Below are 25,666 nucleotides of genomic sequence, written 5' to 3'. Positions count from 1 at the left end.
CCGTGTCAGCAAGCCTCATGCCATTGCGGCGCATCTCGAAAAACGCTCGGCATTTCCTCGCGTTAACTGTCGGCGCCAGGCCGCCTCACTTGTTGCGTCATGCAACAGGTGTTGCACGCAACAAACTTGATCGGCGGCACAATCCGAGTGACACTCGACGCAACAACGTGCGGGGAAACATCCAGGAGCATCAGCCGTGACGACGGAGCGGGCTGCGCACATCGATGAGCTGGTTCGCGTTGCGGACGGCCAGAGCAGCGCGCGTGACGCAATCATCCATCAGTCGTGGGTGCGATGCGTCTCCGAACACAAGCTCGATCCGTTGGTGCTGCGCGACGCTCATATCGTAACGTCCGGGCGGCTGCGCGAGCATCGCGACGCCATGGACGAGTTCCTGCACACGGCGCGCTTCGGCGTCGAGATGCTGTATCGTCAGATCGCCGGACTCGGCTACGTGCTGCTGCTCACCGATGCCAGGGGCATCACGGTGGATTTCATCGGCGACCCGACATTCAACAACACGCTTCGCAGGGCCGGCCTCTATCTCGGCGCCGACTGGAACGAGCCGCATGCCGGCACTTGCGCGGTCGGCACCTGCATCGCGACCGAAGAAGCCCTGACGGTGCATCAATCCGACCATTTCGACGCCACCCATATTCCGCTGACCTGCACGGCCGCGCCGGTCTTCGATCCCAGCGGCAAGCTCGCTGCTGTGCTGGATATCTCCGCGCTGCGCTCGCCGGAACCGAAGGCCAGCCAGTTCCTTGCGCTGCAACTGGTCAAGTCGTTCGCCCACAAGATCGAGAATGCGAACCTGCTGAACCGTTTCCGGCAGGAATGGATCATCAAGCTGTCCGGCTCCGCTGAATTCGCCGACGTCGATCCGGATTATGTGATGGCCGTCGATAGCAGCGGCCACATCATCGGTTTCAACAATCGCGCAAGGCAGCTGCTCGCCCGCGAACTGGCCAAGCGTCCGGACCTTCGCCTGCGGGCCGACGGCTTCGGCGTGTCCGACATCTTCGAATGCACCATCGACGATCTGCCGCGCTTCGCCCATTCGCGCCCCACCGGCCAACGCACGCTGCGGCTTGCCAACAGCGGCGCGACGCTGTTCGCGCAGACCTTGCCGCCCCCGAACAAGCTGGCGGCGCCGGCGTCCTCCCGCAGCGAGTCGGCGCTTCCGGCGCCGCTACGCAACCTGTTCCGCGGCGATCCCGCCATGCATCACGTGGTGACGCGCGCCGCCAAGCTCATCAATACCCAGATGGGCCTGCTCATCACCGGCGAAACCGGCACCGGCAAGGAGCACCTGACGAAGGCGCTGCATTCGGTCAGTGCGCGGGCAGGCAGGCCCTTCGTCGCCGTCAACTGCGCCGCGCTGCCGGAAAGCCTGATCGAGAGCGAGCTGTTCGGCCACGAGGCGGGCGCCTTCACCGGAGCGGCGGCCAAGGGCAAGAAGGGTCTCGTGCTCGAGGCCGATGGCGGCACCCTGTTCCTCGACGAGATCGGCGACATGCCGATCTCGTCGCAGACGCGCCTGTTGCGCGTGCTCGCCGAGCGCGAGGTGACGCCGGTCGGCCGCACCCGGCCGGTCCCGCTCAATGTCCGCGTCATCGCTGCCACCCATCGCGACCTCGTCGCGCTGGTGAAGGCGGGGCAGTTCCGCGAGGATCTCTATTTCCGCCTCAACGGCGCGGTGCTTGCGCTGCCTCCGCTGCGTCAGCGCACCGATATCGAGTGGCTGATCGATCAATCCCTGCATCGGCTTTCGATGGAGCACAAGGCCAACTATGCGTTGACGGCAAGCGCGCGCAGCGCGTTGCTCAAGTACCAATGGCCCGGCAACATCCGCGAGTTGATCAACGCGCTCGATCATGGCTGCGCGCTGTCGAACGACGGCACGATCGATCTTGCCGATCTGCCGGACCGGATCGCTCATCCCCTGGGTCAGGACAGCTCCGGAAAGCCGGCACGTGGCAGAGCGGCGACGTCGCGGCAAGCCGATGCGCTACTTACGGCGTTGCGCAACAATCGCTGGAATGTCTCGCAGGTGGCGCGCGAACGCGGCGTCGATCGCTCGACCATCCATCGCCAGATTGTCCGCTTCGGCATCACGATGCCGAAAGACCTGACCTGAGTGCGGTCGTTGCCCGCCATCGCTGACCGCCACCGTCAGATACGACATCCCTGCCGAACAGCGGCACGAACCCATACATAATTGAAATTGCATGTGATTTTTCCTACCCCAGGCGTTCGGCCGCCGTCGGCCGACTTCGGCCCACCCGCTTTCGCAAGCGAAATTCAGCACGCCTCACGACAGCGTGCGCCGTTCGCTGCGGGATCGTAGTATTGTCGTCGGCAGCCGTCGAAGCTAGGATTTCGCGTAGCATTCGATCGCGACGCACGAAGAGATGCACTCCAGAATCAAGCGGATGGTCGCGGCTGCGATCGGACGGCACGGCAAATGGAGGACATTATGGCGTGGCGTGACGACAAGGCCCGGGCAGCCCTGATCCGCGATGCAGCGGGCAGCGTGCCAGCGGGCAAGAGCCCCCGGGCCTTTGCCGAGCCCTTGTTCGGCTACACCAATATCGAGGATCTCGCCAATTACGATGCCGCCTCGCTTGCCCAACTGGCGGAGCAAGCCTGGGAGCACGTGCAGCGTCGCACGGCCGGCAGCGCCGATATCCGCGTCGTCAATCCGACGTTGCCGAATGGGCGCGAGATTTCCGTGCTCGAAATTCTCAACGACAACATGCCTTTCCTGTTCGATTCCACCATGGCGGAGCTCGCCGAGCAGGGCCTCGAGGTCACCCTGGTCGCTCACCCGATCATCGCCGTGGAGCGCGATGAAGGGGGCAAGCTGCTGCGATTCTACGGGGAAGCACTGCCGGAGGGAGCAAAGGGCGCGCGCGAAAGCCTGATTCATCTCCACATCACCCGCCTGGACGCGGATTCCGATCGCCAGAAGCTGATCGACGGCCTGACCAGGACGTTGAACAATGTCCGCGCCTGCGTTGCCGACTGGCGCGTCATGCGTGACAGTGTCGAGGAAGCGATCAAGACGTTCTCTTCCAATCCGCCGCCGCTGCCGATCGACGAACTCGCCGAAGCCAATCAGTTCCTGCAATGGCTCTGCGCGGACAATTTCACCTTCCTCGGCGTGCGCAAATATCGCTTCTCGCCCGACAGCGACACGTCGGACGACATTACAACCGGCGAAGGCCTCGGCATCCTGCGCGATCCGGACGTGAAGGTCCTGCGCCGCGGCAGCGAAATGGTGGTGATGACGCCGGAAATCCGCGAGTTCATGCACGAGCCGACCCTGCTGATCGTCATCAAGGCCAATGTCTCCAGCCGCGTCCATCGCCGCACCCGGATGGATTATGTGGGCATCAAACTCTACTCGCCCGACGGCCGGCTCGAAGGCGAGTTGCGCGTCGTCGGCCTTTTCACCTCGGGCGCCTATACTCGCTCGGTACGGCAGATCCCTTATGTCCGCCACAAGGTTTCGCGGGTGCTGCAGCGCGCGGGCTTCGACCCGAACGGCCATTCCGGCAAGGCGCTGATGCATATTCTCGAAGATTATCCGCGCGACGAGCTGTTCCAGATCGACGTCGACACGCTCTACAACTTCGTCATCGAGATCCTGATCCTCTACGAGCGTCCGCGCGTCCGGGCGCTGCCGCGGGTCGACAAGTTCGATCGCTTTGTCTCCATCCTCACCTTCATTCCGCGCGACAAATACGACACCGACGTCCGCACGCGCGTCGGAGCCTTTTTGGCGCAGGCCTACAAAGGGAAGCTGTCCGCCTCCTACGTGTCATTCCCGGAAGGGGCGCTTGCGCGCGTCCACTTCATCATCGGGCGCTATGAAGGCAAAACGCCCGTCGTCGACCGCGCCTTGCTCGAAGCCGGGATCAGCGCCATTGCCGCGACCTGGGCCGACAAGCTGAAGGCCGCGCTCACCGCGTCGACCGATGGCATGCGGGCGCGCATGCTCACCAACCGATATGCCCAGGCCTTCAGCGGCGGCTATACCGAGGTGTTCGGCGCGGAACAGGCGATCGCCGACATCACGACCGTCGAAAAGCTGACGCCGGCCCGCCCGGTCACGATTTCGGTTTACCGCATCGAAGCCGACGATCCGAGGCGCTTCGGCCTGAAGGTGTTTTCGGACGCCGTACCGCTGTCGTTGTCCTACCGCGTGCCGGTGATCGAAAATCACGGCCTGCGCGTGGTCAACGAACGCACCTATCAGGTCGTGCCCGGTACCAGGCCTGCGCCGGTATGGCTGCACGACATGACGATCGAGACCAGTGACGGCCAGCCCATCGAGATCAACCCGGAATTCAGCCATCGCCTGGAAGCCTCGATCATGGCGGTGGTGACCGATCGCGCCGAATCCGACGGATATAACGGCCTGATCCTGCGCACCGCCCTAAGTTGGCGGGAAGTCTCGACCATTCGGGCGCTGTCGCGTTATTTGCACCAGATCCGCGCTCCGTTCACTCAGGATTACATGTGGGAGACCTTGCGCAAGAACGCCGCGATCACGGCCAGCCTGGTCGCGATGTTCCAGACCCGCCTCGATCCGCGCCTCGCCTTGACGGACGCCGAGCGCGCGGCGCGCGAGACGGCTTTGCTTGCCGAGGTCGAGGAACAGCTCAAATCCGTCGCTTCGCTCGATGAAGACCGCATCCTGCGCCGCTTCACCAATCTGGTGCAGGCTACCGTTCGCACCAATCTGTGGCAGATCGGCGAGGATGGACACCCGCGTCCGGTGATCTCCTTCAAGTTCGAGGCGCGCCGGATCGACGACTTGCCCGCTCCACGACCGCTCTACGAGATCTTCGTCTATTCCCCTCGTGTCGAAGGTATCCACTTGCGCTTCGGCAAGGTTGCGCGCGGTGGCTTGCGCTGGTCCGACCGGCCGCAGGATTTCCGCACCGAGATCCTCGGCCTGGTGAAAGCGCAGCAGGTCAAGAACGCCGTGATCGTGCCGGTCGGTGCCAAGGGCGGCTTCGTGCCCAAGCGCCTGCCGCCGCCTTCCAAGCGCGACGCCTGGCTCGCGGAGGGCACCGAAAGCTATCGCATCTTCGTTCGCTCGCTGCTCGAACTCACCGATAATCTCGACGGCGACATCGTCGTGCCGCCTGAATCGACCGTGCGCCACGACGGCGACGACCCCTACCTCGTCGTTGCCGCCGACAAGGGCACCGCCACCTTCTCCGACGTCGCCAACGCGATCTCGGCCGAGAAGAACCATTGGCTCGGCGATGCCTTCGCATCCGGCGGCAGCCAGGGTTACGACCACAAGAAGATGGGGATCACGGCGCGCGGCGCCTGGACGGCGGTCAAGCGCCACTTCCGCGAGCTTGGCACCGACATTCAGACCATGCCGTTCACCGCGGTCGGCGTCGGCGACATGTCGGGCGACGTTTTCGGCAATGGCATGCTGCTCTCGCCGGCGACAAGGCTTGTGGCGGCCTTCGATCATCGCGACATCTTCATCGATCCTTCGCCCGATCCATCGACCAGCTTCGCCGAGCGCAAGCGCCTGTTCGATCTGCCGCGATCGAGCTGGCAGGACTACAACAAGTCGCTGATCTCGCAGGGCGGCGGCGTGTTCTCGCGCTCGCTCAAGGCGATCCCGCTTGCGCCGGAAGTGCGCACGCTGCTCGATCTCGACAAGCCGCAAGCCACGCCTTTCGAGGTGATGACGGCGATCCTGAAGGCTCGCGCGGACCTGTTGTGGTTTGGCGGCATCGGCACCTATGTCCGCTCCTCCGGGGAAAGCGACGATCAGGTCGGGGACCGCGCCAACGATCCGATCCGCATCGCGGGTGGCGACGTGCGCGCCCGGGTGATCGGCGAAGGCGCCAACCTCGGCGTTACCCAGCGCGGCCGCATCGAAGCGGCGCAGAAGGGCGTCAAGCTCAACACCGACGCCATCGACAATTCGGCCGGCGTGAACACGTCCGACGTCGAGGTCAACATCAAGATCGCGCTGGCGCGCCCCGAACGCGAGGGACGCCTCAGTCCCACTGACCGCAACAGCCTGCTTGCCGCGATGACCGACGAGGTCGGCGCGCTGGTGCTGCGCAACAACTATCTGCAGACGCTGGCGCTGTCGCTGGCCGAGCGCAAGGGTGTGGCCGAGACCGGCTTCCTCACCCGCCTGATGCAGTCGCTCGAACAGCGCGGCTTGCTCAGCCGCGCTGTGGAGTTCTTGCCCGACGATGCCGCGCTCACCGAGCGCACACGGCGCGGCCAGTCCCTCGCGCGGCCCGAGCTTGCCGTGTTGCTCGCCTACGCCAAGCTGACCCTCTACGATGACCTGCTCGTCACCAGCGTGCCCGATGACCCCTATCTTGCCCGCGAACTATCCCAGTATTTTCCGCGCGAGGTTCAGGACAAATTCCCGACCGCGGCCGGATTGCATCGCCTGCGGCGGGAGATCATCGCGACCAGTCTCGCCAATGCGGTGATCAATCGCGGCGGGCCGGCCTGCGTCGTGCGCCTGATCGACGAGACCGACGCCGATATCCCGACCATCGTCATGGCCTATGTGGCGGTCGATGAATGCTTCGGCCTGAAGTGGCTCAATGACGCGATCGACGCGCTCGACGCCTGCATCGACGGGCAGCTGCAGCTGTCCCTCTACGCTTCGGTGCAGGACCTCCTGCTCTCCCGCATGGTCTGGTACGTGCGCAATGTCGATTTCAAGGACGGGCTGGAGGCCGTCGTCGCGCGCTTCGGCCCGGCGATCCGCCAGATCGTTGCCGGGCTCGACACTGCCTTGCCGCCGGACTTGCAAGCCGCGCGCGTCAAGCGGCGGCAGGAACTCGCCGACGCTGGTGTCCCGGCCGGCCTCGCCGGAGAGCTCGCCGATCTTGATGCTTTGGTCTCGGCTCCCGACATCGTGACGGTTGCCGAGCGCACCACGCGCCCCATCGGCGATGCCGCCGCGACCTTCTACGCCGCCGAGGCGAATTTCCGTCTCGACCGCATCATCGCCGCCGCACGCAGTGTGCCGGCCAATGATTATTTCGAACGCATGGCCATCGATCGCGCCGTCGAGCAGATCGCCGGCGCCGAAAGGAGACTGGCCGCCGATATGCTGGCAACCGGCCGATCTGGCCAGCAGGCCGTCGAGACCTGGCTCGCGGCTCACCCCGAGGCGACGCGTATCCGCCGCTCGGTCGAGGAGATCGCTGCCAGCGGCCTGACCCTCGCCAAGCTGACGGTGGCGGCGAACCTGCTGGGGGACCTGGTCAAGGCCTGAGGGCGTGCGAGGCAGCGATGTGAGAAGCGCAATGCTGGCGCAGGTAGTTAGCCGGCAAACGGAGGCATCCAATGATTCACGCCACCTGTCATACCGCCGACAATGTTCGCTGCATCGAGTTCGATGCCACACCTTGGTTCAGCGAGGCTGACGCTCCGAGCATTATCGATTTGGCCCAACGAGGATGGACCAGCACTGCGATTGCAGATTCCCTCGAGCACAGACAAGGATACGAACGCCTGCACGACCTCGTTGAGTACGCGGCGAAGCGACTGCAACTGGAATCTCTGGAGGACCCAACCTGGGAAACCTTCGAGTGTGTCGTCGATGGACCCGAGGCCGTCGCCTGGCTCGAGAAAAACCGGCCTAACGTTGTGGCAAGAATCCCTTAAAGCCGCGGGGAGTGCAGCAAAGGCTACAATTGAACGGCGGCACGGCCTCTTCGGCAGTCAAAGCCGGCTTCATCCCTGATCCGGATGTATTGCTTTCTTGTCCGCGCAGTACTTTGCAATAAGAAAGCGGATTCCCTCTTGCGCGGCTTGGTCGGTTACGCAGCTTGAGAGCTTTTGGTAATGCTCAATTCTCCTGTCGAGTTCGATGCACTTCTCGCACATGGAGAGTCTCCAGCTAGGAGGCGGGAGCGCCTGTCGCCTCAGTACCCGCCGTCGATATGCATCAAGGAGAAGCTCAGTGTCGTCAGCGATCGCTTCAACGCTTGACGGCGTTGTGCCGCTTGTGATGACGAAAATGGCTTTCCAGGACCGATAGAGGGAATTGACGAACTACCTCCAGCGTCATTCGCTCGGGATATTGGAAGCCGTCGAGCTAAAGCTTCAACCTCTGCCTACTTCTTCTTTGCAGGACCAAAGTCCGGCTGCCAGCTGGCCTCTTTGCGGCTCGGCGCCGCTGCAATCACCTTTGCTTTTTCCTTCTTCGGTTTCTTGGCTTCGCGATTGCCGCGTTGCTGTCCCTTGGCCATGATGTTTATCTCCAGTTGGGGTCTGAGTTCTTCCAACCCATTCGGCTGCAATATGCGTGGAGGGCGACGTAACGATGCGGACGCCCATGTTGCCCTCGCGCCGGGTTCGCGCAAGGCGCATCATAACGGTCTTTCCGCGCCGCACCGAAAGTGGCGTCTGCGTGATAAGTTCTCCCTGTGCCCGAGCAGGCCGCCAAGAGAGCCGTGCTAGCCGTTGAGAATGGCCGCAGCACATACGAGCAGCAGAAGAAACAGCGGCACGATTACCGGTGGGACGATCCACTCCGAGGCACGAAAACGCGACATCGAACGCTCCTGCTGGTTCATTGGCGGGAGCGCACGTGACCCTCAGTCACCGGTCGATGCCGTTGATGATACGGTGATACCAGCCACCCTACGCCTGTGGCTGGTCAATAGCGAGCACTAAAACGCCGTGTGCCGGTAGCGAAGCTAAAGTCGGTGCGCGGCGAAGACTTGGAGGCCAAGTTCTCGCTCTAGCCGAACCGTCAGAGCGCAGCTCTGCAATTCGCGTCCGCGTCAGTAACTGGCAGATAAAGCGTCCGCGGGAATTGGCATTTCCCCAACAGCCGTTGCGCCGGACCTTTTTGTTTCACCGTGTTTCTACGGAATCTGCTTTGCAGCTGGAGGGGTATAGGGTCCGATACCGGGTTATTTCATCAAGATCATTTTTTGATTATCCGGCGGGGGCCGCTAGAACGCGGTCCCTATTTCATTTTGGATGGCTGCCGCTGGAACGGAGCGGCAGTCGAGTCGGGTGCATTGAAGGCCGCTTTGGATGAGGATCGAATAGTCGTCTTCGGCCGTGATTGGGAGGAGATGCCAAGCGTCTGCTGAGTCGCTTGAAGCTTGTGCGGCGTTTGGCACGCGAGGTCGCTTGAAGATGCTTCAAATAGCGTGGCGTCGCGGCTCCGGCCAAAAACTAGAGCATCGAGAGCACGACGATCCCGTCTTCAAGCTGCCCCGAGGCAAGGCGCGCCCGCGCCATCCGCTCCAGCTCCGTCCGGTACTTATGAAGATAACTAAGGGCTTGCTTGTCCGTCTGAAATGTCGTTGTGAGCCGGCACATCTGTCGATCTGCGCCGAGCGCAAGAGAGAACGTTATCGTTCCGTCGCCGTGTGACTTGGCTCTACGCACGATCTGCATGCTCCGGCTTGGTGAGGCTTGGTCTTCGGCAAAATCATCGACCGCTGCCGAAGTTGACTATCGCGGCAACTTCCTGGTGCGCTTCTTTGGCGTAGGCGCCGGCAACGGTGCCAGACGCGTCGCTGCGGCTTCCCTGGTCTCACGGAGCTCTCGAAGTCGCGCCATGTTCCTGCGAACCTCGATGGCCTGCCTTCCGACCTCCGCCATCGCGCTCGCTCCTTCTTCAGCGGCCAATCGCTTTCGGTTGGCACGCGCCATGCTTTCGGGTGATGATTCTGCCGGCTTCCTGACGCTCATCCTCACCCACTCTCCAACAGGCAAAACCCGCTCAATCCTGAGATCGAGCGGGCAGCATGGCCGTTTCAGTACATCCGTGAAACGACACGACGAAACTCACGCCAGCGAGAGGCTCTCAGCGCTGACTTTGCCCCGCATCCTGTCGGTCTTGACCTCGTAGTGGACCTTTTGGCCCTCCGCGAAACTCGAAAGACCGGCTCGTTCGACCGCACTGATGTGAACGAACACATCGCTGCTGCCGTCTTCCGGCTGGATAAAACCGAAGCCCTTTTGGCTATTGAACCACTTAACAGTACCTGTCGTCATCTTGCTCTCCAAAGCGCACGAGCGCGCACCGCGTGACAGTCACGCGATGATTTCAACTTCGTCGATGTCTTTGGAAAAGGAGCCCGCGGGCGCGTTCAACAAGGCACAGCGGCTAATCGAATACAGCCCACATGTACGCTATGTGCGGCCCATACACAAGGGATGGGGCTGATTTGTTTCAGTTGGGCGCCTCCGCCGCCGATCGAGAGCCTCGAACGGGCCCGCCGAGGGAAGCCTAATCGATTGACACGGCCGTGTGGTAGTGATCCGGTATTCTACCAACCGCGGCATGGCGAGCAGACCGGCTTGTTCGAAGCCGGCGAAGAATTCGCCGTTACTCTCATCCTCACAATTGTAAACGTCCCCTGCGCGAAGGCTGCGTGCAGGACTATTCCAGTTCGCAGCCACCGAGGAGTTTTGATGCAGGTCCTTGTTCGCGACAACAATATCGACCAGGCACTTCGAGTCCTGAAGAAAAAGATGCAGCGCGAAGGCGTCTTCCGGGAGATGAAGCAACGCCGCGCCTATGAGAAGCCTTCGGAAAGAAAGACGCGAGAAAGGTCGGAGGCCATTCGTCGAGCCCGCAAGCTCGCTCGGAAGCAGGCGATCCGCGAAGGATTGCTGCCGGCGCCCCCGAAGAAAAAACTTCCAGAGCGCAAGCCGCCTTTGCCGCAGGTCACCGTCACCCAGCAAGGATATCGGCCGGGTTGACTCCGCTGAGGTAAAACGACGGGTCCGAATGTCGCGTGAAACTTATCGAAGCCGGATGGTCTCAGCGAGAGGCAGAGCTTTCAATTTGCTCAGTTGGATTGTGGCAGCTGGATATGCCTAGGAATTGGATGGGTTAGGGCGCATATGAAAACCTATTTCACACCTCGCTTGCTAGAGGTCACCGTGACGCCTCAAGAGCCCACGCGCTGGAAATGGCACGTTTCCGAAGCAAACGTTGAGCTGGCCTACGGGTATGCGACCAGCCGAGAAACGGCGCAGATTGAGGGTGATGACGCTCTATTCGCTATGCTCTCTGTGGGGCTCCTCAAATAACTCCTAAGCGTCCGGGACCCCAACCATTGCGCAAGATCCATTGAAAAGGCATCGCGAGGGAGCAGAAGTCTGACCGTGTCAATAACGAGGAACGAAATCCGCATACCATCTGTTGCCGCCGAAAGGAGATGCGGATGATCCGCTACTACTTCGACATCAGGGACGACAACGGAATTTATCCCGATGAGGAAGGGATGGAGTTTGCAACGCAGCGTGAAGCTGAAGTCGAGGCAGCAGAATCGCTGGCAGGCCTGGCGCGTGATCTTGCCACTCTGGACGATCGACCGGACCTCTCGGTTGAGGTGAGAACCGTCGTTGGACGCGTATTCCAAGCCGCTCTCATTTTCGACAGAAACGAGACGAGGCGGTAAGGCGCTGCAGCTGGCGGCCTTTCTCGCGTTCGGCTCTCAGCCTGGTCACAATTGCCTAGCTTGAGATCCGCTGCTCCGCCATGAGCCATTGATGGACGATCTGCCATTTGTCCTCCGCGCCTGACCGAAAATCCAGTAATGTTGGCTCGCGTCTGGCTTTGATCTCGAGGAAAAATCGCCGCGCGTCGCGTGCGCAGGCTTTTCCATCAAGCGGCTGCGTCTTGATCCAGTGATCCCATTCGCGAACGATCGCCTGCCTCGCTTCGCGATGAAGCGACGTCATCTAGCGGGCCTTATTGGCGGGATGCTTGGATTCTCGCGCCAATCGCTCGGCTTTGAGACGCTCGCGGTTGGCTTGGAACGCTTTGTCGGCTTTGGCATGCTCGCTCGGCGCGGCCTCCACTTTTCGGAACATCTTGTTGGCTTCTCGCGCCGCGGCGATTGAATCCTGGCGGCCAAAGGCTCGACTTTGATCATCCCTGGCACTCCACACCCCCAAGTTATGAGACGGGTCTCGGGAGGCGCGACTTCGGCTTAGGCCTCGGTGCGTTCGTCCGTCAGCGGCGACGGCCTTACGATTCGTGACCTCGCGCCGCCTTCGTCAAACGTCCTGGTGTCATCCCGGTTCCTAGCGACAACGCTTCCGTGCTGAAGCTGCTAGAACAAGCTGTCCGTCGCCTTGTCGAGCCGTCTTAAGGCGCCTCCGGTTTCGTTGAGGTGACCCACCAGTTCACCGGAGAGCCGATAAATCCTGCTTCCCTTCAGATCGTAAAGCTTCCGGCCCTTAAGGTCGAAAATAGCGGAATCGATCACCACGGCGACATGTACGCCATCACTGTTGACTATGTCGCCCTTCAAGCGTGACCTCCCTTGTTTTCGCGACCTCGGTGGCCTGCGACCCTCACTGCTTCCTGAAGTCGATGCTTCTCAGGATAATCCCGGCGGGCACACCTTCGAACTCGTCCGCCATGTATTTGACGGTGGCGCGGGCTTCAATGCGCTCTCGCAGTCGCATGAACTGCGCTTCGCGCTCGCTCGACGGTGCGCGTCCCGCACCCTCCAGCTCATCCATCGCGGAGGTCGAGATCGCGCAGGGAATGACCTTCGCGCCGTCACGCATCGAGAACTGGACGATCATGCGGTCGTACTCGAAACTGGTGAAACAAGCTTGTTCAAGTGCCATGCGACTAAACCCGTTGCGGTTGGCCGAAGCCGGCGCAGCTTCAGCTCTGTCCATCGAGTCGGGCAAAATCCGCCAGAATCGCCGCGACGAGATCGCGATGCCTCGTGTCGTCAGGCGAAAGGCTCGCAGCGTAGATATTCAGCACGTACCGTGCCTTGGCGGCGGCTTCCGGCCAGGAGGTCGCGGCGAGCGACATCAGTCCGCTTTCCAGCCCGCTTTGCCGTTCGCGCAGCTCCCGCGCACGGCTCTCGACATCCGTTGTTGCGCGGCGGATTTCCGTCGCTTTCTGCGCTGCAATCCCGCGATGTTTATCCAGATCGAGCGGTTAGTCACTCATCTGGCATGCTCGCGTCGATCCGTTGTGCATCCGCCAGGTCGACCGGACCGATGGAAAACATCTCCATCCTGGCGCCGTGCGAGGCGGCCGGCACGATCATCATCGTCGCAACGCGGCGATAAGACGCGAAGGAAAGCCCTTCGATCATCTCCTCGTCTGTGATGACCTCGTAGCGTCCGGCAGGCAGAGGGTGATCGATGCCCCTGATCTGGAACGAATGCTTGAAGGTGACGACTTCCCGTCGCGAGCGAGTTTTCATGTACGCCCGCCTTTTGCCAATGCTCGGGCGCCGATGTCGGCTCGCCCATAAGCCACCATGCGCTCTTTCGACGGCATTAGCTAACGCTTTCTCGCGGTCCGATGTCGCGGCCGGTACGCCTCAAAGCGCTCGCTATTCCAGCGGCGGACGCGTCATGATGCCCCATAACAGCCCATTGGTCGGCATCCATCGGTCACTGAGAGTTAATTGTGCTCCCGCCAAAGACGAGGAGCGTCCGGTGGTCGACCTCTTGCGCCGAGCGGGAGGCGGATATGGGGCCTCACTGGAACCGTCTAATCTCGAAGGTGAACGTCGCCCGTAAGACCGGCCCATCTTCGTCACGAACGTTGATTGCGAGACGGCGTGCAGGAGCATCGATCGTGCAGCGTCGAACTTCATCCTTGGCCAAGTGTGCCAGCGCCAAGGTTGCTTCGTGATGCATAGCCTCCAGCGAAACGAGATCTATCCCTGTTCGTCGGAGATCATCTCGTCACCTTCGCGATGATCAAAAAAGTACCTACGCATGCAATTGCTCCCGAATAAGGCGGGAGCGCTGCAGCGTCTCTCTGTCACCGGAAATGCCCAGATCGGATCGGTGATGGTGCCAAGCTAGCCGAGTTCCAAGCATTCCTCAATCTTCGACGATGGGTCAGTACGATTGTGGTGAGGTTCGGGCTGGTATGTTGACCGGCCACGGCGCATATTCGATGAATGAAAAGCCGCATCGGTTGGACGACTTGCCCCTCGATTGGCGGCAAATACGCAGTGGCCGAACTCCTCGAGGGCGGTGTAGTCGGCAATGGACTCATCACCTTCGCCACTGAGACGCAGGCCCAGGAATTCATTGATTCTGGCAAGGCCGATGAGCTCGGGTCGCGTGGTTCTGCCCCGAAAAGCCGCGAATGACCGAGCGCGAGACCCTGCGCGACAAATGGACTGTAGATCTTGAGTGTCCTCGTTGTGGGAGGCTGGACGTGGCACGGCTCTCACAGGCGGATGGCTACGCCTATGTGAGGGGAGACGCCGCTACCCGCGCCGATCACGTGCCGGTCGGATTTGTCTGCATTGATCCGGACACCAGCAGCTTTCAGTGCTCGAAATGTCAGGTGCTAATACCGTGACGTTGCTCCCGCGAATGAGCGACAAGCAGGCCATCACTATTCATCGTGAATTGCCACTGCGGAGGAGGGTTTCGTCGGGATGGCCGTCGCGCTGACCGGCGATGACGGGGCATGCCACAACGTGCTTCGCAAATCGGGGCCAATCGTCGAGGACTTTATCCGATAGGCAGTGGAAGTAGCCAACCGTCGCAATCCCTCTCCGGCAGTTCGTCCCAGAATTATGTGATGTTCGGCTAACGCTTGCGCAGTTTCAAGTCACACCGGTCTGCAACAGAGGCGCGGCGTAAAGGACCACCCGCAAGGAAACCATTGCGCGCCGTTCGTCCGCAGAAGGTCACCAGTAGCGTTCACGACACGAATGACAATTTGCGCGCGCAGTCCGCCGCAGAACAGAACGTCCTTTACACCATCAAGCCGGCCATATAGCGTCCGTGTACAGGTTAGCAAAATGCTCACCTCGAAGCTGCCCATGAAGCAGCGACTTCCGAAGTCGCCGCCAGTCGTCGTAGCAGCAGCTCACGTGCCATCGGAAGGCGCAATCATAACATTGAGTTTATCACGGCGACGTCAGCGTCGCAGTTGCGTCTCTGCGCGCGCTCAAGAAAGGCGACCTTCATGAAACTTCCTGCAATCTTGCAAGGCGAGGCACGGACCCGCTTCCTTCAAGGGATCGCGTTCGGCGCGGTGGCAACCATGGCGATTGGATTTATCTGGGGCGGTTGGGTCACGGGGGAAAGCGCCAGAATCATGCGCACCACGGCGGAGACCAGCGGCCGGATGTCCGTTCTGGTACCGCTTTGCGTCGCTCAGTTCACAGCCGCGGACGGCGCTCTCGCCAAATTCAAGGCGGCAAGCGCTTATTCCAAAGAGAACGTCGTCAGCGAATTCGTGAAGAATGTGGCATCCACGAGCATGGATTACTCGTTCGCCAAGGCTTGTGCCACCGGGATCGAAAACGAGCTCGCAAACGCAGCGACAAAGAGTTGACGAGCGTACCAGCAAGCCGGACCGAGACTGTGCGTTAGGAAATGCATAGCTGTTCGGTAGAAAATGGACGACGGTCCTGAAGCGCGGTCATGATGTCGCGTCAGACGCACTTTCTCGTTCAATCCTTTGACCCTGCGAAAGGCGATCAGTTAAAGGCTGGTGCGCCAATTGCGTGCCGGAGCGAGGAAAGTGCGCGTCGAACTGCGGAAAGGCTTGCCATGAGCAAGGCAGGCGTCGTTGCCTTTTCGACAAGTTCGGATACCGAGACGGGCGACTACGACGACCAGCCGACTGTGTTCTTTCGAGCAGGTCGGGTGCCTGCTGAGTTCGATTCGATGCCTTGATATCAGCAATGAAGTCTGGCGGCGCGCTGCCCGAGTCGACAAAGATCAGGACAATCGCGGCGGCGGCCGAGCCGAAGATCGGAGCATGGCAGCTAAGTCCCGATTCCAGCGGGATGGTGGCGCAACGATCAATGCAGGAGCCTACAGCAGTACAAGTGACTTTATGCCCGTTGGCTCTTCAAGGTGTCGGATGGAAGTGGCCTCCCTGGAAGTAGATTTTGGTTTCGTAACCATGCGGCAAGCGACCACATGCGCAAAGGAAATTCGATGCGAAGTATTATCGCAGTACTGGTTTTGTCTACATGCGTGCAAAGCGCCATCGCCAAGGGGCCGGACTGTCGCGCCATCGGAGGCACGACCGCACGCTTGGCCTGCTACGACGCGGCCTATCCTCCGAAATTGGAAAAGCCCGCAATCGTTGAAAGCGACGCAGGGCGGCCTCCATACAAAGACCCGTTTGCAGCAGATGAAGCTCGGACAGCTGCCAAGCTGAAAACTATCTGCCGCGGTTGCTGAAATATCTCAGAACAACGCTTCTCGTTCGCCCGCATCACGGACCGTGCGACGGCTGGGTCACGATGACGCGGCTCTTGCGGCTCGTTGCCAGCCCGCCTCCGGCATCCGGATTGCTACAACCGCTGCGGCAACGTCGCCAGCGTGTTCCGCGAGGTGAAGCAATCTTGGTAGTCGTAATGGTCACGCCCACAACTTGGTCTCGGGATTCAGCGATGTCGCGTCGGGGCTCGACCGCAGTAACCAGGTCGTTGCCAGCAAGCCGATGACAGCGCCGCAGAGTTCAGCGACGATGAAACCCGGAAGGTCGATGGGGCGAATGCCCGAGAATGTGTTGGTAAACGAGCGCGCAATTGCAACAGCTGGATTGGCGAAAGACGTTGAGGCGGTGAACCAGTACGCGGCCGTGATATAAAGGCCGACGAGCCAGGGAACCGCGCTCCGTTGAAAGCGAATGCCAGCAAGAATGGTTACTACCAGCCCAAAAGCTGCGACCTCGAGTTCGGCGCGGTATACGATCGAGCGGCCGAAACGCTTAGCCGCCATCAATCCAGCGCGCGACAGGATCGCCAGATGCGATGATATGGTGTTTTGCGGGACCGACAGGGCCTTGGCGATATCGCCAGCCGCCAGTCCTTCCGGTTCGTTCTTCACCAGCAGGCGAAAAGCATCGAGCCGGGTCGGCTGAGCCAATGCGGCGAGTGCCAAGATGGCTTGCTCTGGTTCCATATACCGAGAATTATTGATAAATCAGAAAACCGTTTAGGCGATCATTCGTCGTCTTTATTTCGATAATACTAGAAATACAGTTGACATTCTGAAGCTGTTGCGACAGGTTATGAACATGAAACTGGATGACGCAGCCATGCACCTTGAAGCTTTGGGCAATCCGACCCGGCTCAAGATCTATCGTGCCCTTGTTCGCGCTGGGCAGGCTGGTCTGGCCGTCGGCCGACTGCAGGATAAACTAAAAATCGCGCCATCAACCCTGTCGCACCACGTCAAGACGCTCGTGACCGCCGGCCTCATCACCCAGGTGCGGGAGGCAACGACTCTGACGTGTCACGCCAACTATGACGTGATGCAGGGGCTGGTCGACTTTCTAGTTGCTGAATGCTGCGCCGATGCGACCGAATGTAAGGATACAAGCACTGCGGCCTGATCTTTTCAGGTCGAAAATTTCGATATTTCTAGTTTGATAGGAGAAGCAAAATGGAACCGTCGAAGTCGGTTGCGATCATTGGCGCAGGTCCTGTCGGACTTGCCGCCGCTGCTCATGTTCTTGAACGCGGAATGACGCCAGCCGTTTTGGAAGCAGGTCCGGAAATTGGTCATGCGATGCGGCAGTGGAGCCACGTGCAGTTGTTCTCGCCGTGGGAATACAACGTCGACAAAGCGGCTGAGCGCTTGCTGGCGCCAACCGGTTGGAATTCGCCGGATCCAAAGCAATATCCGACCGGCGGTGAGTTGCTGTCGCAGTATCTCGAACCGCTGGCTCACCGCACGGTGCTCAAGGATCACATTCATACATCAAGCCGCGTGATCGACATCAGTCGCGTTGGTTTCGACAAGCTCAAGACCAAAGGCCGCGGCGACGCGCCTTTCGAGCTTCGCTACCAAAACGGGCAGGGCCCGAAAAGCATTCGCGCCGATGCGGTGATCGATACGTCAGGTACTTGGTTCTCGCCGAACCCTGGTGGCGCAAACGGTCTTCCGGCCCTCGGCGAGCGGGAGAACGCTACCAAGATCGCGTACGGGATGCCCGACGTGCTCGGCAAGGATCGCGCCCGGTATGCTGGAAAGGTCATCGCCGTGCTCGGGGCTGGGCATTCTGCGGTTGGCACGCTAATCGAACTCACGAATCTGAAATCTCAGGCTGCAAGCACCGAAGTCATTTGGGTCTTGCGCGGTGACAATCCTGCCAAAGCTTTTGGCGGGGGCGTCAATGACAAACTCGTGGCGCGTGGCGAACTGGGAATGGCTCTGGCAGGGCTGGTAACCTCTGGGCAAATCCGAGTGGAAGCCAGCTTCCCTGTGACTCGCATCGACCGTGACGGCGAGCGCCTGAAGCTTGCCACTGCCGGATGCTGCGACCGGAGCATTGTGGCTGACGAACTAATCGTCGCGACGGGGTTCCGTTCCGACCTCGAATTCTTGCGTGAACTTCGGATTCAGCTCGATCCGGCCATCGAATGCCCGATCGCGCTGGCGCCGCTGATCGATCCCAATGAACATAGCTGCGGCACAGTACGCCCACATGGCGCGGCCGAACTCGCGCGGGACGAGCCGGGATTCTACTTCGCCGGCATGAAGTCATATGGGCGTGCGCCAACGTTCCTGATGCTCACCGGCTATGAGCAGGTGCGGTCAATTGCGGCCAAAATTGCCGGTGACAATGAAGCGGCAGCGCGGGTTGAACTCGTATTGCCCGAGACAGGCGTGTGCAGCCGCGGCGCGACACCGGGACAGGTCGAATGCTGTGGCGGGCCGGCCACCGAACGGGCGGACGCCTGTTGCGTCGATGATGCTAAGGCGAAGGGTGCAGGAAAAGCTGGCTGTGGCTGCGCAGCTTAGCGCGGAAAGGTGCGAATGCTGACGCTAGAGGGGCGATCCGTCATCGCGGCGATGTGTGTGGGGCAGCTCGGTAGCTTGCTCCCGCATGTCGTCGTGCCGTCGATACTTGCCGCATTCCTGATTCCGGAATGGCACCTGAGCGGTGCGCAGGCTGGCCTTCTCGCCGGCTCGGGCGCAGCTGGCTACATGTTGACGGTGCCGGTGTTGGCCACGCTGACTGACCGGATCGACGCGCGCAAGATCCTGATTGCGGGCTCGGCGGTCAGTGCACTCGGTACATTGCTGTTCGGCCTGTTTGCGACCGGCCTCTGGTCCGGAGCATTGTTCAACGCCATTGCGGGCATCGGCTTCGCGGGTGCTTATATGCCCGGTCTCAAGGCGCTGACTGACCGGCTGGCACCCGGCGATTCATCCCGCGCGGTCACGCTGTATACGTCGAGCTTTTCGTTCGGCGTCGGGCTGTCGTTCCTGGTCTCGCAGCTCGTTGCGGAAGCTTTGGGCTGGCGCTCAGCCTTCCTCGTGACAGCGCTGGGCCCGCTGATGATGCTTTCGGTCTGCTTCCTGCTGCGGCCGGTGGCGCCAAAACCCGCGCAGGGCCGCCTCTTGGACTTCGCGCCGGTGTTCCGCAACACCAACGCCATGGGCTTTGTTCTCGGCTATGGCGCCCACTGCTTTGAGCTTTACGGCATCCGCACCTGGCTGGTTGGATTCTGGACTTTCGTGGCGGTGAGGAACTCGGAAGGCTCACTCCTGACGCCCGTCGTCGTCAGCGTGCTTTTCTCCTTGCTCGCGATGCCGGCTAGCATCCTCGGCAACGAATGCGCGATCCGGTTCGGCCGACATCGCGCCATCACCGCCGTGATGTTGAGTTCTGCTTGTGTGGCGCTGCTGATCGGCGCGTTCGCCGACAAATCGCCATGGCTGTTGCTGCCACTGGTGTTGGTCTACGCCATCACGGTACCCGCCGATTCCGGTGCGTTGACCTCGGGAATGACGATGGCCGCCGATCCCAACTACCGCGGCGCAACGATGGCCGTGCATTCGACCGTTGGCTTTAGTCTGTCGGCTTTGGGCGCGTGGGCCCTTGGCGTCGCGCTGGATGCGGCGGGCGGACCATCGAGTGCCACGGCCTGGGCGGCAGCGTTTGCCGTACTCGCGGCAGGCATTCTGCTCGGCCCCGTCGCGCTCTATTGGTCGAGGGCGAGGGCGCCACAGGGATGAGTCAACGTCAGCTTCCAATCATACTGGCGCTTGGCACCAGCCAGACGCTGGCGTGGGCCTCCACCTATTATCTGCCGGCGATTCTTGCCAATCCGATCGCCCGCGACCTTGGGATCTCGTCGACTCTCGTTTTCGGCGCGCTTTCGGTCGGCCTGATCATGGCGGGCCTCCTGGGACCGCGTGTTGGGCATTTCATCGATACGTTCGGCGGCCGGGGGCTGCTTGCCGTTTCGAACGTCGTGTTTGCGGCGGGATTGGTCCTTCTTTCTTTCGCGTCCGGAAGCGTTGTGTTGATCACGTCGTGGCTCATCCTCGGCGTTGGCATGGGGATGGGGCTCTATGAGGCCGCCTTTGCGACACTGACGCGCATGTATGGATACGCCGCCCGCAGGCCGATCACCGGCATCACCCTGATTGCAGGCTTCGCAAGCACGATAGGTTGGCCGATCACCACGTATCTCGATGCGCACTTTGGCTGGCGGATTGCGTGCCAGGTTTGGGCGCTTATTCACATTGCGTTGGCGCTGCCGCTGAACCTGTCGCTGCCGCGCGCTAAACCATTCCAGGCGGCTTTGCCCGATGAGGCAAGCCCCGCAGAGTCGGCGCAGCAAAGCGAGACAGTCGCCATGATCCTCGTGGCTTATGTCTTTGCGGCGACCGGGTTTGTGAGTTCGGGACTTTCTGCCTTGATGCCTTCCCTGCTCTTGCAGTTCGGTGCAACACCGGCGGCAGCGCTGCTCGCGGGAACCCTGATCGGCCCGGCACAGGTGGCAGCGCGGATTATCGAAGCGGGCTGGCTTAGCCGCTACCATCCTCTTGCGTCGACTCGGCTTGCGACGGTCATGAATCCACTCGGCATAGTAGTTCTTGCGGCTGGAGGACCGGTGCTCGCCCCCGCCTTCGCCATCTTCTACGGTGCGGGCAATGGCATCTTGACCATAGCGCGCGGCACGCTACCGCTCGCACTATTTGGGCCGCACGGCTTTGGCCGTCGCGTTGGCGTGCTATCGCTTCCGGCCCGCGCGACCGGTGCCGTCGCGCCGCTCGCCGTTGGCCTGTTTGCTGAATATCTCGGTGCAGGAGCGTTATGGATCACGGCGCTAGCGTCGGTTTCCGCATTCATCGCGCTTTTTTTCCTGCGAGCGAGACAAGCGCCATAACGGAGTGGCAACACCTTAGGCGAGGCGAACTTCTGACCGACACTGTCAGTTAGCAACCTATCGGCTCTCGGCGACGATTTTATCCAGATTGCTTACTCGCTCGAATGAGACAGAACTGGAATTTCGGTTCGGACGCTCATATCGCGTTGTAAGCAAAGAAAAACTGGCGCACCCGACACGATTCGAACGTGTGACCTTTGCCTTCGGAGGGCAACGCTCTATCCAGCTGAGCTACGGGTGCGTGCAGGGGTTCATTTAGCTGATTGGCTCCGCGTCGGCAACGGCGTTGTCCAACGGCTTAAGGGCTGTAAACTGCCTCCCGACAATATGACAGGCCATCCAAAAAGGCCGTCTTTCGAGGGAGTTTGCCCATGCGTCCGCTGGAATTCGGCTGGTATCTGCCCTCGCATGGCGACACCACCGCCTATGGGCTGATGGAGGCCCAGATCGCCGGTTCGCCGGAACTCTGCGAGCGCGTGGTCGCGGCCGCCGAAGACGCCGGCTTCGAGTATCTGCTGATCCCGGTGGGCTCGGTGTGCTGGGAGGCATGGATCACGGGCGCCTTCATGGCGGCGCGCTCCAGCCGGATCAAGCCGCTGATTGCGGCGCGGCTTGGCTATATCAACCCGGTGCTGATGGCAAAGATGATCTCGACCTTCGACCAGATGTCGGGTGGGCGGATCTGCATCAATCTGATCGCCGGCCAGAACGAAAGCGAGGTCGAGGCCGAGGGCGTGCGTCAGCCCAAGGAAGAGCGCTACGCGCTGATGGAGGAGGAGGTCTCGATCCTCAAGGCGCTGTGGACGACGCGTGGCCCGGTGCATTTCCAGGGCAGGTTTCACACCATCTCCGGCGCGCATATCAGGCCGCGTCCGTTGCAGCAGCCGTTTCCGAAATTCTATCTCGGCGGTGGCTCGCGGCAGGCCTGGGAGGTGTCGGCGAAGCATTCCGACGTTCATCTGTTCTGGGGCGACCTGCCGGAGCGCATCGCGGAGAATATCGCCGAGATTCGGCGGATGGCGCGGGCGCATGACCGCGAGGATGCGATCGGCTTCGGCATGCGGCTGCAGGTGATCTGCCGCGAGAACGAGGCCGATGCCTGGGAGGCGGCCGACCAGCTGGTGCGCCACGCCACCGAGCGGCAGAAGCAGGAGATGAAAACGCTCTACAATCGCTCGGAGGCCAACCAGCGCGTGCAGCAGCTCGCACGCGACCACGGCGATCTTCTGATGCCGCATCTGTGGACCAGCATCACCAAGGTGCGGCCCGGCGCCGGCATCGCGGTGGTCGGCAATCCCGCGCAATGCGCCGCGACCTTGCAGCAGTTCATCGATGCCGGCTGCCACTCCTTCTGCCTGTCCGGCTATCTGCACGACGAGGAGGCCGAGCGGTTCGGTCGCCTGATCCGCCCGATCCTCGCGGCCAACAATCGCGGGCGGCTCGTCGCCTGAGGCGCGGGTGCGGAAGCTTTCCGAAAATTCACGGGTGAATCTGCGCATGACGCGCCATGATCCAGCCGAACTCGCGGCAGCAACGGAGTCGAACCATGCATCACCGGACCTGGCTTGCGGCCGCGGCATTGCTCGTCGTGGCGGCGGCGCACGTACCCACAGCGTCCGCGACGCAGGCACAGACCGAGCGCGACCTGAAGCCGGTTAAGGAGATCGCCAATGCGCGGATTGCCGTCGGCAAAGCGAGCTTTCCGCTCTACCTCTCGGCCGACTGGTCCAATCCGCTGCCGGACATTACGCGCGCCGTCCTCGTGCTGCACGGGGTGCTGCGCAATGCCGACGACTATTTTCGCGCGGCGCTGAGCGCGCAGGCCGCTGCCGGCGATGCCGGCGAGCATGCGCTGATGATCGCGCCGCAATTCCTGATCGAGTCCGACGTCGACGCCTTCAAGCTGCCGGCGGAGACGCTACGCTGGAGTCTCTATGGCTGGCAGGGCGGCGAGCCCGCGCTCGCGCCGAGCCCGGCGAGCTCGTTCGAGGCGCTCGACACCATCCTGGCGAAACTCGGCGACCGCAAGCTGTTTCCAAACCTGCAGCAGGTCGTCGTGTTCGGCCATTCCGGCGGCGGCCAGGTGGTGCAGCGCTATGCGATCGCGGTGAAGGGCGACCAGGTGCTGCTGCGCGAGGGCATCGGCGTGCGCTATGTGGTCGCCAATCCATCCTCCTACGCCTATTTCACCAAGGAGCGGCCGGAGCCCGCGATCGCAGCGAACTGCCATGGCTATAACAGCTGGAAATTCGGCATGGACAACCGCCCGCCCTATCTTGCCGAGCCTTCGCCGGCCGCGCTGGAGCAGGCCTATGTCGCGCGCCGCGTGATCTATTTGCTCGGAACGCTCGACACCAACCCCAATCATCCCGCGCTCGACAAATCCTGCATGGCGGAGGCCGAAGGGCCGTACCGTTACGCGCGCGGGCATTCCTATGCCGCCGCGATGCAGGCCCGCGACAACGGCGCGCCGAACCACAGCGTGTGGGATGTGCCCGGCGTCGGCCATGCGGGCGGCAAGATGCTCAATTCGCCCTGCGGCCTGACCGCCGTATTCGACATCCCCGGCTGCGAAGCAGCGCGCTGAGCCCCCGACGCCAGAATTGGTGCGCGGAATCGGTGGCAAGCGGCACAGAGATCGCCTACGCTTGTGCCGCGAATGGAGCAGCACGACCGACAGCTCGATGGAGAACATCATGAGAGCAGGTTTGATCACGCTTCTGACAGCCGGTGCGTTCCTCGGCTTGACCCCGGCCAACGCCGCAGAGGGATGCGGTGACGGTTGCCACAGGACCTCACGAGGTGCCTGCGTGATCGACGGCTGGGGCACCGCCGCGCGGGTCAGGAATGAGTGTCCCGCCACCTCGCGCCCGCGCCCGCCGTGTGGTGGCGCTGGCTTCGTCTGGCGGCGCGACTACCAGGCTTGCAGCCAGACCACGAAGGATTGGCTCTAGTGTGCTGAATGCGAAGTTCATGCGATTTCGCGGCAGCCACTTTCACGAACTTCGCATTCATAAAGCACACTAGAATCATAAGTTTGCTAGTGTCCTTGTCGAATCCGAAGTTCGCTCCGAAGGTGCGGCAAATGATGCGAACTTCGGATTCGGGACACTAGCCGTCGACGGCCTGGCCAGCGTCACGCCGGCACGATCACCTTGCCGATCGGCCACAGCGCGATGCCGGCAAGCTTGAGATGCGCCCAGGCGAACGGGATGCCGATGATGGTCACCGCCAGCAGGATCGCGGTGATCACATGGCCGATCGCGAGCCACCAGCCGGCCAGGATGAACCAGATCAGATTGCCGATCACGCCGAGCGGTCCGGTACCGATGTCGGATGCGCCGGTCACCTCATCGCGGCGCACCGCACGCGAGCCGAACGGGAGCAGCGTGTAGACGGCGATGTTGAAGGCGGCGCGCGCCCAGGGCAGCCCGATAATGGTCACCGCCATGATCACGGCGGCGATCAGCCAGCCGAACGCCATCCACGCGCCGCCGATCAGGATCCAGAGGATGTTCAGGAGGATAGACACAGGCTGCATGGCTGACACCTTCGCACCGCTTGGGACTGCTCTTTATATACGCCGCCGCCCGGCGCTGCGGTAGGTGTGGCCTAACCGCGCGCCTGCTGTGACGAGGCGCTTCACCGGCGGCCGGCGCTGAACGACAGCTCGCACCTCATTGCATCCGTCGCGACGGCCACTAATCTCGCGCGACCGGGCAGGGCGCAAAGACGCCTGCACCGAAAAGGGAGAACAACAATATTCGGAGCAGGGATTCTGGCGGCGCTGGCATTGTCGGTGTCGGCCGTGCGGGCCGAGGACGCCGTGCGCTTCGCGCCGCTGAAGGCGGAGGAGCTGTCGCCGGCGCAAAAGGCCTGGGCCGACATGATCAGCGCGCCGCCGCGCAATGCCAAATTCACCGCGCCGCCCTACCGTGCCTATATCCGCAATCCCGATCTGGCACCAAAGCTGTCGAACCTGTCGGAGTATCTGCGGTGGAATACCTCGCTGCCGGCGCGGCTCAGCGAAATGGCGATCCTGATCACGGCGCGGCACTGGACCGCGCAATATGAATGGTCCGCGCACTATCCGCTGGCGATCAAGGGCGGGCTCGATCCGAAAATCGCGGACGCGATCGCCAAGGGCACGCGGCCCGAGAGCATGAAGGACAACGAGGCTGCGCTGTACGATCTCGGCATCGCGCTCTATCGCGACAAGAAGGTCAGCGACGCCGTCTACAACGCCGCGCTGGAGAGATTCGGCGAGCGCGGCATCACGGATATCATCGCCATCATGGGCTATTACGACATGGTCTCGATGATGCTGATCACGATGCAGGCCGGCCCCGCGAACAACGGCGTGCAGCCGTTGGCGGTGCTGGAGAAGTAGGGCGTCTGCAGCGGTCTCGCGTTCTTACCTCTCCCGCCTGCGGGGGAGGTCGACGTGCGCGCAGCGCGCGGCGGTGGGGGCTCTCTCCTCAGTATGGCTCGTGGTGAAGCCCCCACCCCAACCC

General features: G+C 61.7%; 26 protein-coding genes, 1 tRNA gene and 2 pseudogenes. 16 read left to right on the top strand and 13 right to left on the bottom strand.

What is annotated here, in order from left to right:
* The first annotated feature begins 196 nt into the window (after nt 1-196).
* The 3 genes from I6F38_RS24185 (at nt 197) to I6F38_RS24175 (ending at nt 7,683) form a co-directional block, all read left to right on the top strand.
* A complete protein-coding gene (locus I6F38_RS24185; RefSeq protein ID WP_225162073.1) occupies nt 197-2,140 on the top strand; it encodes a sigma-54-dependent Fis family transcriptional regulator in 1,944 nt (647 codons plus the stop codon).
* Nucleotides 2,141-2,467: 327 nt separating this feature from the next.
* Nucleotides 2,468-7,291 carry an NAD-glutamate dehydrogenase gene (locus I6F38_RS24180; RefSeq protein WP_225162072.1) on the top strand — a complete coding sequence of 1,608 codons (4,824 nt, stop codon included), beginning with the start codon at nt 2,468-2,470 and terminating at the stop codon, nt 7,289-7,291.
* A 71-nt stretch (nt 7,292-7,362) separates the two neighbouring features.
* The gene (locus tag I6F38_RS24175) at nt 7,363-7,683 is read left to right on the top strand and encodes a hypothetical protein (RefSeq protein ID WP_016843580.1); all 321 of its coding nucleotides are present in this window, start codon (nt 7,363-7,365) and stop codon (nt 7,681-7,683) included.
* Nucleotides 7,684-8,135: 452 nt separating this feature from the next.
* Here I6F38_RS24175 and I6F38_RS44055 read toward each other — a convergent pair whose 3' ends face one another.
* The 4 genes from I6F38_RS44055 to I6F38_RS24160 all read right to left on the bottom strand — a co-directional run bounded on the left by I6F38_RS44055 (nt 8,136) and on the right by I6F38_RS24160 (nt 10,038).
* Nucleotides 8,136-8,270 carry a hypothetical protein gene (locus tag I6F38_RS44055; RefSeq protein ID WP_276573509.1) on the bottom strand — a complete coding sequence of 45 codons (135 nt, stop codon included), beginning with the start codon at nt 8,268-8,270 and terminating at the stop codon, nt 8,136-8,138.
* A gap of 940 nt (nt 8,271-9,210) precedes the next feature.
* On the bottom strand, nt 9,211-9,435 hold the full coding sequence (locus tag I6F38_RS24170; RefSeq protein ID WP_225162071.1) for a hypothetical protein: 225 nt from the start codon (nt 9,433-9,435) through the stop codon (nt 9,211-9,213).
* Between the two features lie 57 nt (nt 9,436-9,492).
* Nucleotides 9,493-9,732: a transcriptional regulator gene (locus I6F38_RS24165; RefSeq protein ID WP_225162070.1), complete on the bottom strand. Its 240-nt coding sequence runs from the start codon at nt 9,730-9,732 to the stop codon at nt 9,493-9,495.
* 96 nt (nt 9,733-9,828) lie between these two features.
* The gene (locus tag I6F38_RS24160; RefSeq protein WP_225162069.1) at nt 9,829-10,038 is read right to left on the bottom strand and encodes a cold-shock protein; all 210 of its coding nucleotides are present in this window, start codon (nt 10,036-10,038) and stop codon (nt 9,829-9,831) included.
* A gap of 420 nt (nt 10,039-10,458) precedes the next feature.
* Between I6F38_RS24160 and rpsU the strand changes: the two genes are divergently transcribed.
* On the top strand, nt 10,459-10,749 hold the full coding sequence (gene rpsU / locus I6F38_RS24155; RefSeq protein WP_069275991.1) for a 30S ribosomal protein S21: 291 nt from the start codon (nt 10,459-10,461) through the stop codon (nt 10,747-10,749).
* A gap of 467 nt (nt 10,750-11,216) precedes the next feature.
* The gene (locus I6F38_RS24150) at nt 11,217-11,453 is read left to right on the top strand and encodes a hypothetical protein (protein WP_225162068.1); all 237 of its coding nucleotides are present in this window, start codon (nt 11,217-11,219) and stop codon (nt 11,451-11,453) included.
* A 55-nt stretch (nt 11,454-11,508) separates the two neighbouring features.
* Here I6F38_RS24150 and I6F38_RS24145 read toward each other — a convergent pair whose 3' ends face one another.
* The 5 genes from I6F38_RS24145 to I6F38_RS24125 form a co-directional block, all read right to left on the bottom strand.
* A complete protein-coding gene (locus I6F38_RS24145) occupies nt 11,509-11,736 on the bottom strand; it encodes a hypothetical protein (protein ID WP_225162067.1) in 228 nt (75 codons plus the stop codon).
* 374 nt (nt 11,737-12,110) lie between these two features.
* Nucleotides 12,111-12,311 carry a hypothetical protein gene (locus I6F38_RS24140; RefSeq protein WP_069275856.1) on the bottom strand — a complete coding sequence of 67 codons (201 nt, stop codon included), beginning with the start codon at nt 12,309-12,311 and terminating at the stop codon, nt 12,111-12,113.
* A gap of 43 nt (nt 12,312-12,354) precedes the next feature.
* Complete coding sequence (locus tag I6F38_RS24135; RefSeq protein ID WP_225162116.1) at nt 12,355-12,636, bottom strand: DUF1488 family protein; 282 nt, start codon at nt 12,634-12,636, stop codon at nt 12,355-12,357.
* Between the two features lie 40 nt (nt 12,637-12,676).
* Entirely contained in the window at nt 12,677-12,952 is a 276-nt protein-coding gene (locus I6F38_RS24130) for a hypothetical protein (protein WP_225162115.1), read from the bottom strand.
* A 13-nt stretch (nt 12,953-12,965) separates the two neighbouring features.
* Complete coding sequence (locus I6F38_RS24125) at nt 12,966-13,232, bottom strand: hypothetical protein (protein WP_018273180.1); 267 nt, start codon at nt 13,230-13,232, stop codon at nt 12,966-12,968.
* A gap of 711 nt (nt 13,233-13,943) precedes the next feature.
* On the opposite strand from I6F38_RS24125, the gene I6F38_RS24120 reads away from it, so the two are divergent.
* The 3 genes from I6F38_RS24120 to I6F38_RS24110 all read left to right on the top strand — a co-directional run bounded on the left by I6F38_RS24120 (nt 13,944) and on the right by I6F38_RS24110 (nt 15,684).
* Nucleotides 13,944-14,138, top strand: a complete 195-nt coding sequence (locus I6F38_RS24120) for a hypothetical protein (protein ID WP_225162066.1) — start codon at nt 13,944-13,946, stop codon at nt 14,136-14,138.
* An 830-nt stretch (nt 14,139-14,968) separates the two neighbouring features.
* A complete protein-coding gene (locus I6F38_RS24115; RefSeq protein ID WP_225162065.1) occupies nt 14,969-15,340 on the top strand; it encodes a hypothetical protein in 372 nt (123 codons plus the stop codon).
* Between the two features lie 89 nt (nt 15,341-15,429).
* The gene (locus tag I6F38_RS24110; RefSeq protein WP_225162064.1) at nt 15,430-15,684 is read left to right on the top strand and encodes a hypothetical protein; all 255 of its coding nucleotides are present in this window, start codon (nt 15,430-15,432) and stop codon (nt 15,682-15,684) included.
* A 696-nt stretch (nt 15,685-16,380) separates the two neighbouring features.
* Here the strand turns inward: I6F38_RS24110 and I6F38_RS24105 are convergent.
* A pseudogene (locus I6F38_RS24105) lies at nt 16,381-16,692 on the bottom strand (aquaporin family protein); the annotation flags it as partial.
* A gap of 12 nt (nt 16,693-16,704) precedes the next feature.
* Nucleotides 16,705-16,926: pseudogene (locus I6F38_RS24100) on the bottom strand (metalloregulator ArsR/SmtB family transcription factor); the annotation flags it as partial.
* Between the two features lie 115 nt (nt 16,927-17,041).
* On the opposite strand from I6F38_RS24100, the gene I6F38_RS24095 reads away from it, so the two are divergent.
* The 4 genes from I6F38_RS24095 to I6F38_RS24080 are packed head-to-tail and all read left to right on the top strand — an operon-like array spanning nt 17,042 to nt 21,152.
* A complete protein-coding gene (locus I6F38_RS24095) occupies nt 17,042-17,359 on the top strand; it encodes a metalloregulator ArsR/SmtB family transcription factor (protein ID WP_028341441.1) in 318 nt (105 codons plus the stop codon).
* 50 nt (nt 17,360-17,409) lie between these two features.
* The gene (locus tag I6F38_RS24090) at nt 17,410-18,771 is read left to right on the top strand and encodes an NAD(P)-binding domain-containing protein (RefSeq protein WP_225162063.1); all 1,362 of its coding nucleotides are present in this window, start codon (nt 17,410-17,412) and stop codon (nt 18,769-18,771) included.
* Between the two features lie 51 nt (nt 18,772-18,822).
* Complete coding sequence (locus I6F38_RS24085) at nt 18,823-19,992, top strand: MFS transporter (protein WP_225162114.1); 1,170 nt, start codon at nt 18,823-18,825, stop codon at nt 19,990-19,992.
* The gene (locus I6F38_RS24080; RefSeq protein ID WP_225162062.1) at nt 19,989-21,152 is read left to right on the top strand and encodes an MFS transporter; all 1,164 of its coding nucleotides are present in this window, start codon (nt 19,989-19,991) and stop codon (nt 21,150-21,152) included. The genes I6F38_RS24085 and I6F38_RS24080 overlap by 4 nt, the downstream gene beginning before the upstream one ends.
* A gap of 164 nt (nt 21,153-21,316) precedes the next feature.
* On the opposite strand, the gene I6F38_RS24075 is transcribed toward I6F38_RS24080, so the two are convergent.
* Nucleotides 21,317-21,393, bottom strand: a tRNA-Arg gene (locus I6F38_RS24075).
* Nucleotides 21,394-21,523: 130 nt separating this feature from the next.
* Here I6F38_RS24075 and I6F38_RS24070 point away from each other — a divergent pair.
* The 3 genes from I6F38_RS24070 (at nt 21,524) to I6F38_RS24060 (ending at nt 24,106) form a co-directional block, all read left to right on the top strand.
* Nucleotides 21,524-22,603 (top strand): LLM class flavin-dependent oxidoreductase, encoded by a 1,080-nt coding sequence (locus I6F38_RS24070; RefSeq protein ID WP_225162061.1) that lies wholly within the window; start codon nt 21,524-21,526, stop codon nt 22,601-22,603.
* Between the two features lie 95 nt (nt 22,604-22,698).
* Nucleotides 22,699-23,739 (top strand): alpha/beta hydrolase, encoded by a 1,041-nt coding sequence (locus tag I6F38_RS24065; RefSeq protein ID WP_225162060.1) that lies wholly within the window; start codon nt 22,699-22,701, stop codon nt 23,737-23,739.
* Nucleotides 23,740-23,848: 109 nt separating this feature from the next.
* A complete protein-coding gene (locus I6F38_RS24060; protein WP_156436045.1) occupies nt 23,849-24,106 on the top strand; it encodes a hypothetical protein in 258 nt (85 codons plus the stop codon).
* A gap of 182 nt (nt 24,107-24,288) precedes the next feature.
* On the opposite strand, the gene I6F38_RS24055 is transcribed toward I6F38_RS24060, so the two are convergent.
* Entirely contained in the window at nt 24,289-24,693 is a 405-nt protein-coding gene (locus I6F38_RS24055; RefSeq protein ID WP_225162059.1) for a YccF domain-containing protein, read from the bottom strand.
* Nucleotides 24,694-24,951: 258 nt separating this feature from the next.
* Here I6F38_RS24055 and I6F38_RS24050 point away from each other — a divergent pair, with 258 nt between their 5' ends.
* A complete protein-coding gene (locus I6F38_RS24050; protein WP_225162113.1) occupies nt 24,952-25,542 on the top strand; it encodes a carboxymuconolactone decarboxylase in 591 nt (196 codons plus the stop codon).
* The last annotated feature ends 124 nt before the right edge of the window (nt 25,543-25,666 follow it).

It is taken from the genome of Bradyrhizobium sp. BRP56 (genome assembly GCF_020194035.1).
In the GTDB taxonomy this organism is placed as follows: Bacteria; Pseudomonadota; Alphaproteobacteria; order Rhizobiales; family Xanthobacteraceae; genus Bradyrhizobium; species Bradyrhizobium australafricanum.
The sequence above is the reverse complement of the archived record's forward strand: the minus strand, read 5'-3'. Positions and strand labels throughout refer to the sequence as shown.

Bases quoted from the DNA above. Each gene is read 5' to 3' on its own strand.
- I6F38_RS24180 (WP_225162072.1), top strand. From the start codon at position 2,468: ATGGAGGACATTATGGCGTGGCGTGACGACAAGGCCCGGGCAGCCCTG.
- I6F38_RS24175 (WP_016843580.1), top strand. From the start codon at position 7,363: ATGATTCACGCCACCTGTCATACCGCCGACAATGTTCGCTGCATCGAG.
- I6F38_RS44055 (WP_276573509.1), bottom strand. From the start codon at position 8,270: ATGGCCAAGGGACAGCAACGCGGCAATCGCGAAGCCAAGAAACCGAAG.
- I6F38_RS24170 (WP_225162071.1), bottom strand. From the start codon at position 9,435: ATGCAGATCGTGCGTAGAGCCAAGTCACACGGCGACGGAACGATAACG.
- I6F38_RS24165 (WP_225162070.1), bottom strand. From the start codon at position 9,732: ATGAGCGTCAGGAAGCCGGCAGAATCATCACCCGAAAGCATGGCGCGT.
- I6F38_RS24160 (WP_225162069.1), bottom strand. From the start codon at position 10,038: ATGACGACAGGTACTGTTAAGTGGTTCAATAGCCAAAAGGGCTTCGGT.
- rpsU (WP_069275991.1), top strand. From the start codon at position 10,459: ATGCAGGTCCTTGTTCGCGACAACAATATCGACCAGGCACTTCGAGTC.
- I6F38_RS24150 (WP_225162068.1), top strand. From the start codon at position 11,217: ATGATCCGCTACTACTTCGACATCAGGGACGACAACGGAATTTATCCC.
- I6F38_RS24145 (WP_225162067.1), bottom strand. From the start codon at position 11,736: ATGACGTCGCTTCATCGCGAAGCGAGGCAGGCGATCGTTCGCGAATGG.
- I6F38_RS24135 (WP_225162116.1), bottom strand. From the start codon at position 12,636: ATGGCACTTGAACAAGCTTGTTTCACCAGTTTCGAGTACGACCGCATG.
- I6F38_RS24125 (WP_018273180.1), bottom strand. From the start codon at position 13,232: ATGAAAACTCGCTCGCGACGGGAAGTCGTCACCTTCAAGCATTCGTTC.
- I6F38_RS24120 (WP_225162066.1), top strand. From the start codon at position 13,944: ATGAAAAGCCGCATCGGTTGGACGACTTGCCCCTCGATTGGCGGCAAA.
- I6F38_RS24115 (WP_225162065.1), top strand. From the start codon at position 14,969: ATGAAACTTCCTGCAATCTTGCAAGGCGAGGCACGGACCCGCTTCCTT.
- I6F38_RS24110 (WP_225162064.1), top strand. From the start codon at position 15,430: ATGATGTCGCGTCAGACGCACTTTCTCGTTCAATCCTTTGACCCTGCG.
- I6F38_RS24095 (WP_028341441.1), top strand. From the start codon at position 17,042: ATGAAACTGGATGACGCAGCCATGCACCTTGAAGCTTTGGGCAATCCG.
- I6F38_RS24090 (WP_225162063.1), top strand. From the start codon at position 17,410: ATGGAACCGTCGAAGTCGGTTGCGATCATTGGCGCAGGTCCTGTCGGA.
- I6F38_RS24085 (WP_225162114.1), top strand. From the start codon at position 18,823: ATGTGTGTGGGGCAGCTCGGTAGCTTGCTCCCGCATGTCGTCGTGCCG.
- I6F38_RS24080 (WP_225162062.1), top strand. From the start codon at position 19,989: ATGAGTCAACGTCAGCTTCCAATCATACTGGCGCTTGGCACCAGCCAG.
- I6F38_RS24070 (WP_225162061.1), top strand. From the start codon at position 21,524: ATGCGTCCGCTGGAATTCGGCTGGTATCTGCCCTCGCATGGCGACACC.
- I6F38_RS24065 (WP_225162060.1), top strand. From the start codon at position 22,699: ATGCATCACCGGACCTGGCTTGCGGCCGCGGCATTGCTCGTCGTGGCG.
- I6F38_RS24060 (WP_156436045.1), top strand. From the start codon at position 23,849: ATGAGAGCAGGTTTGATCACGCTTCTGACAGCCGGTGCGTTCCTCGGC.
- I6F38_RS24055 (WP_225162059.1), bottom strand. From the start codon at position 24,693: ATGCAGCCTGTGTCTATCCTCCTGAACATCCTCTGGATCCTGATCGGC.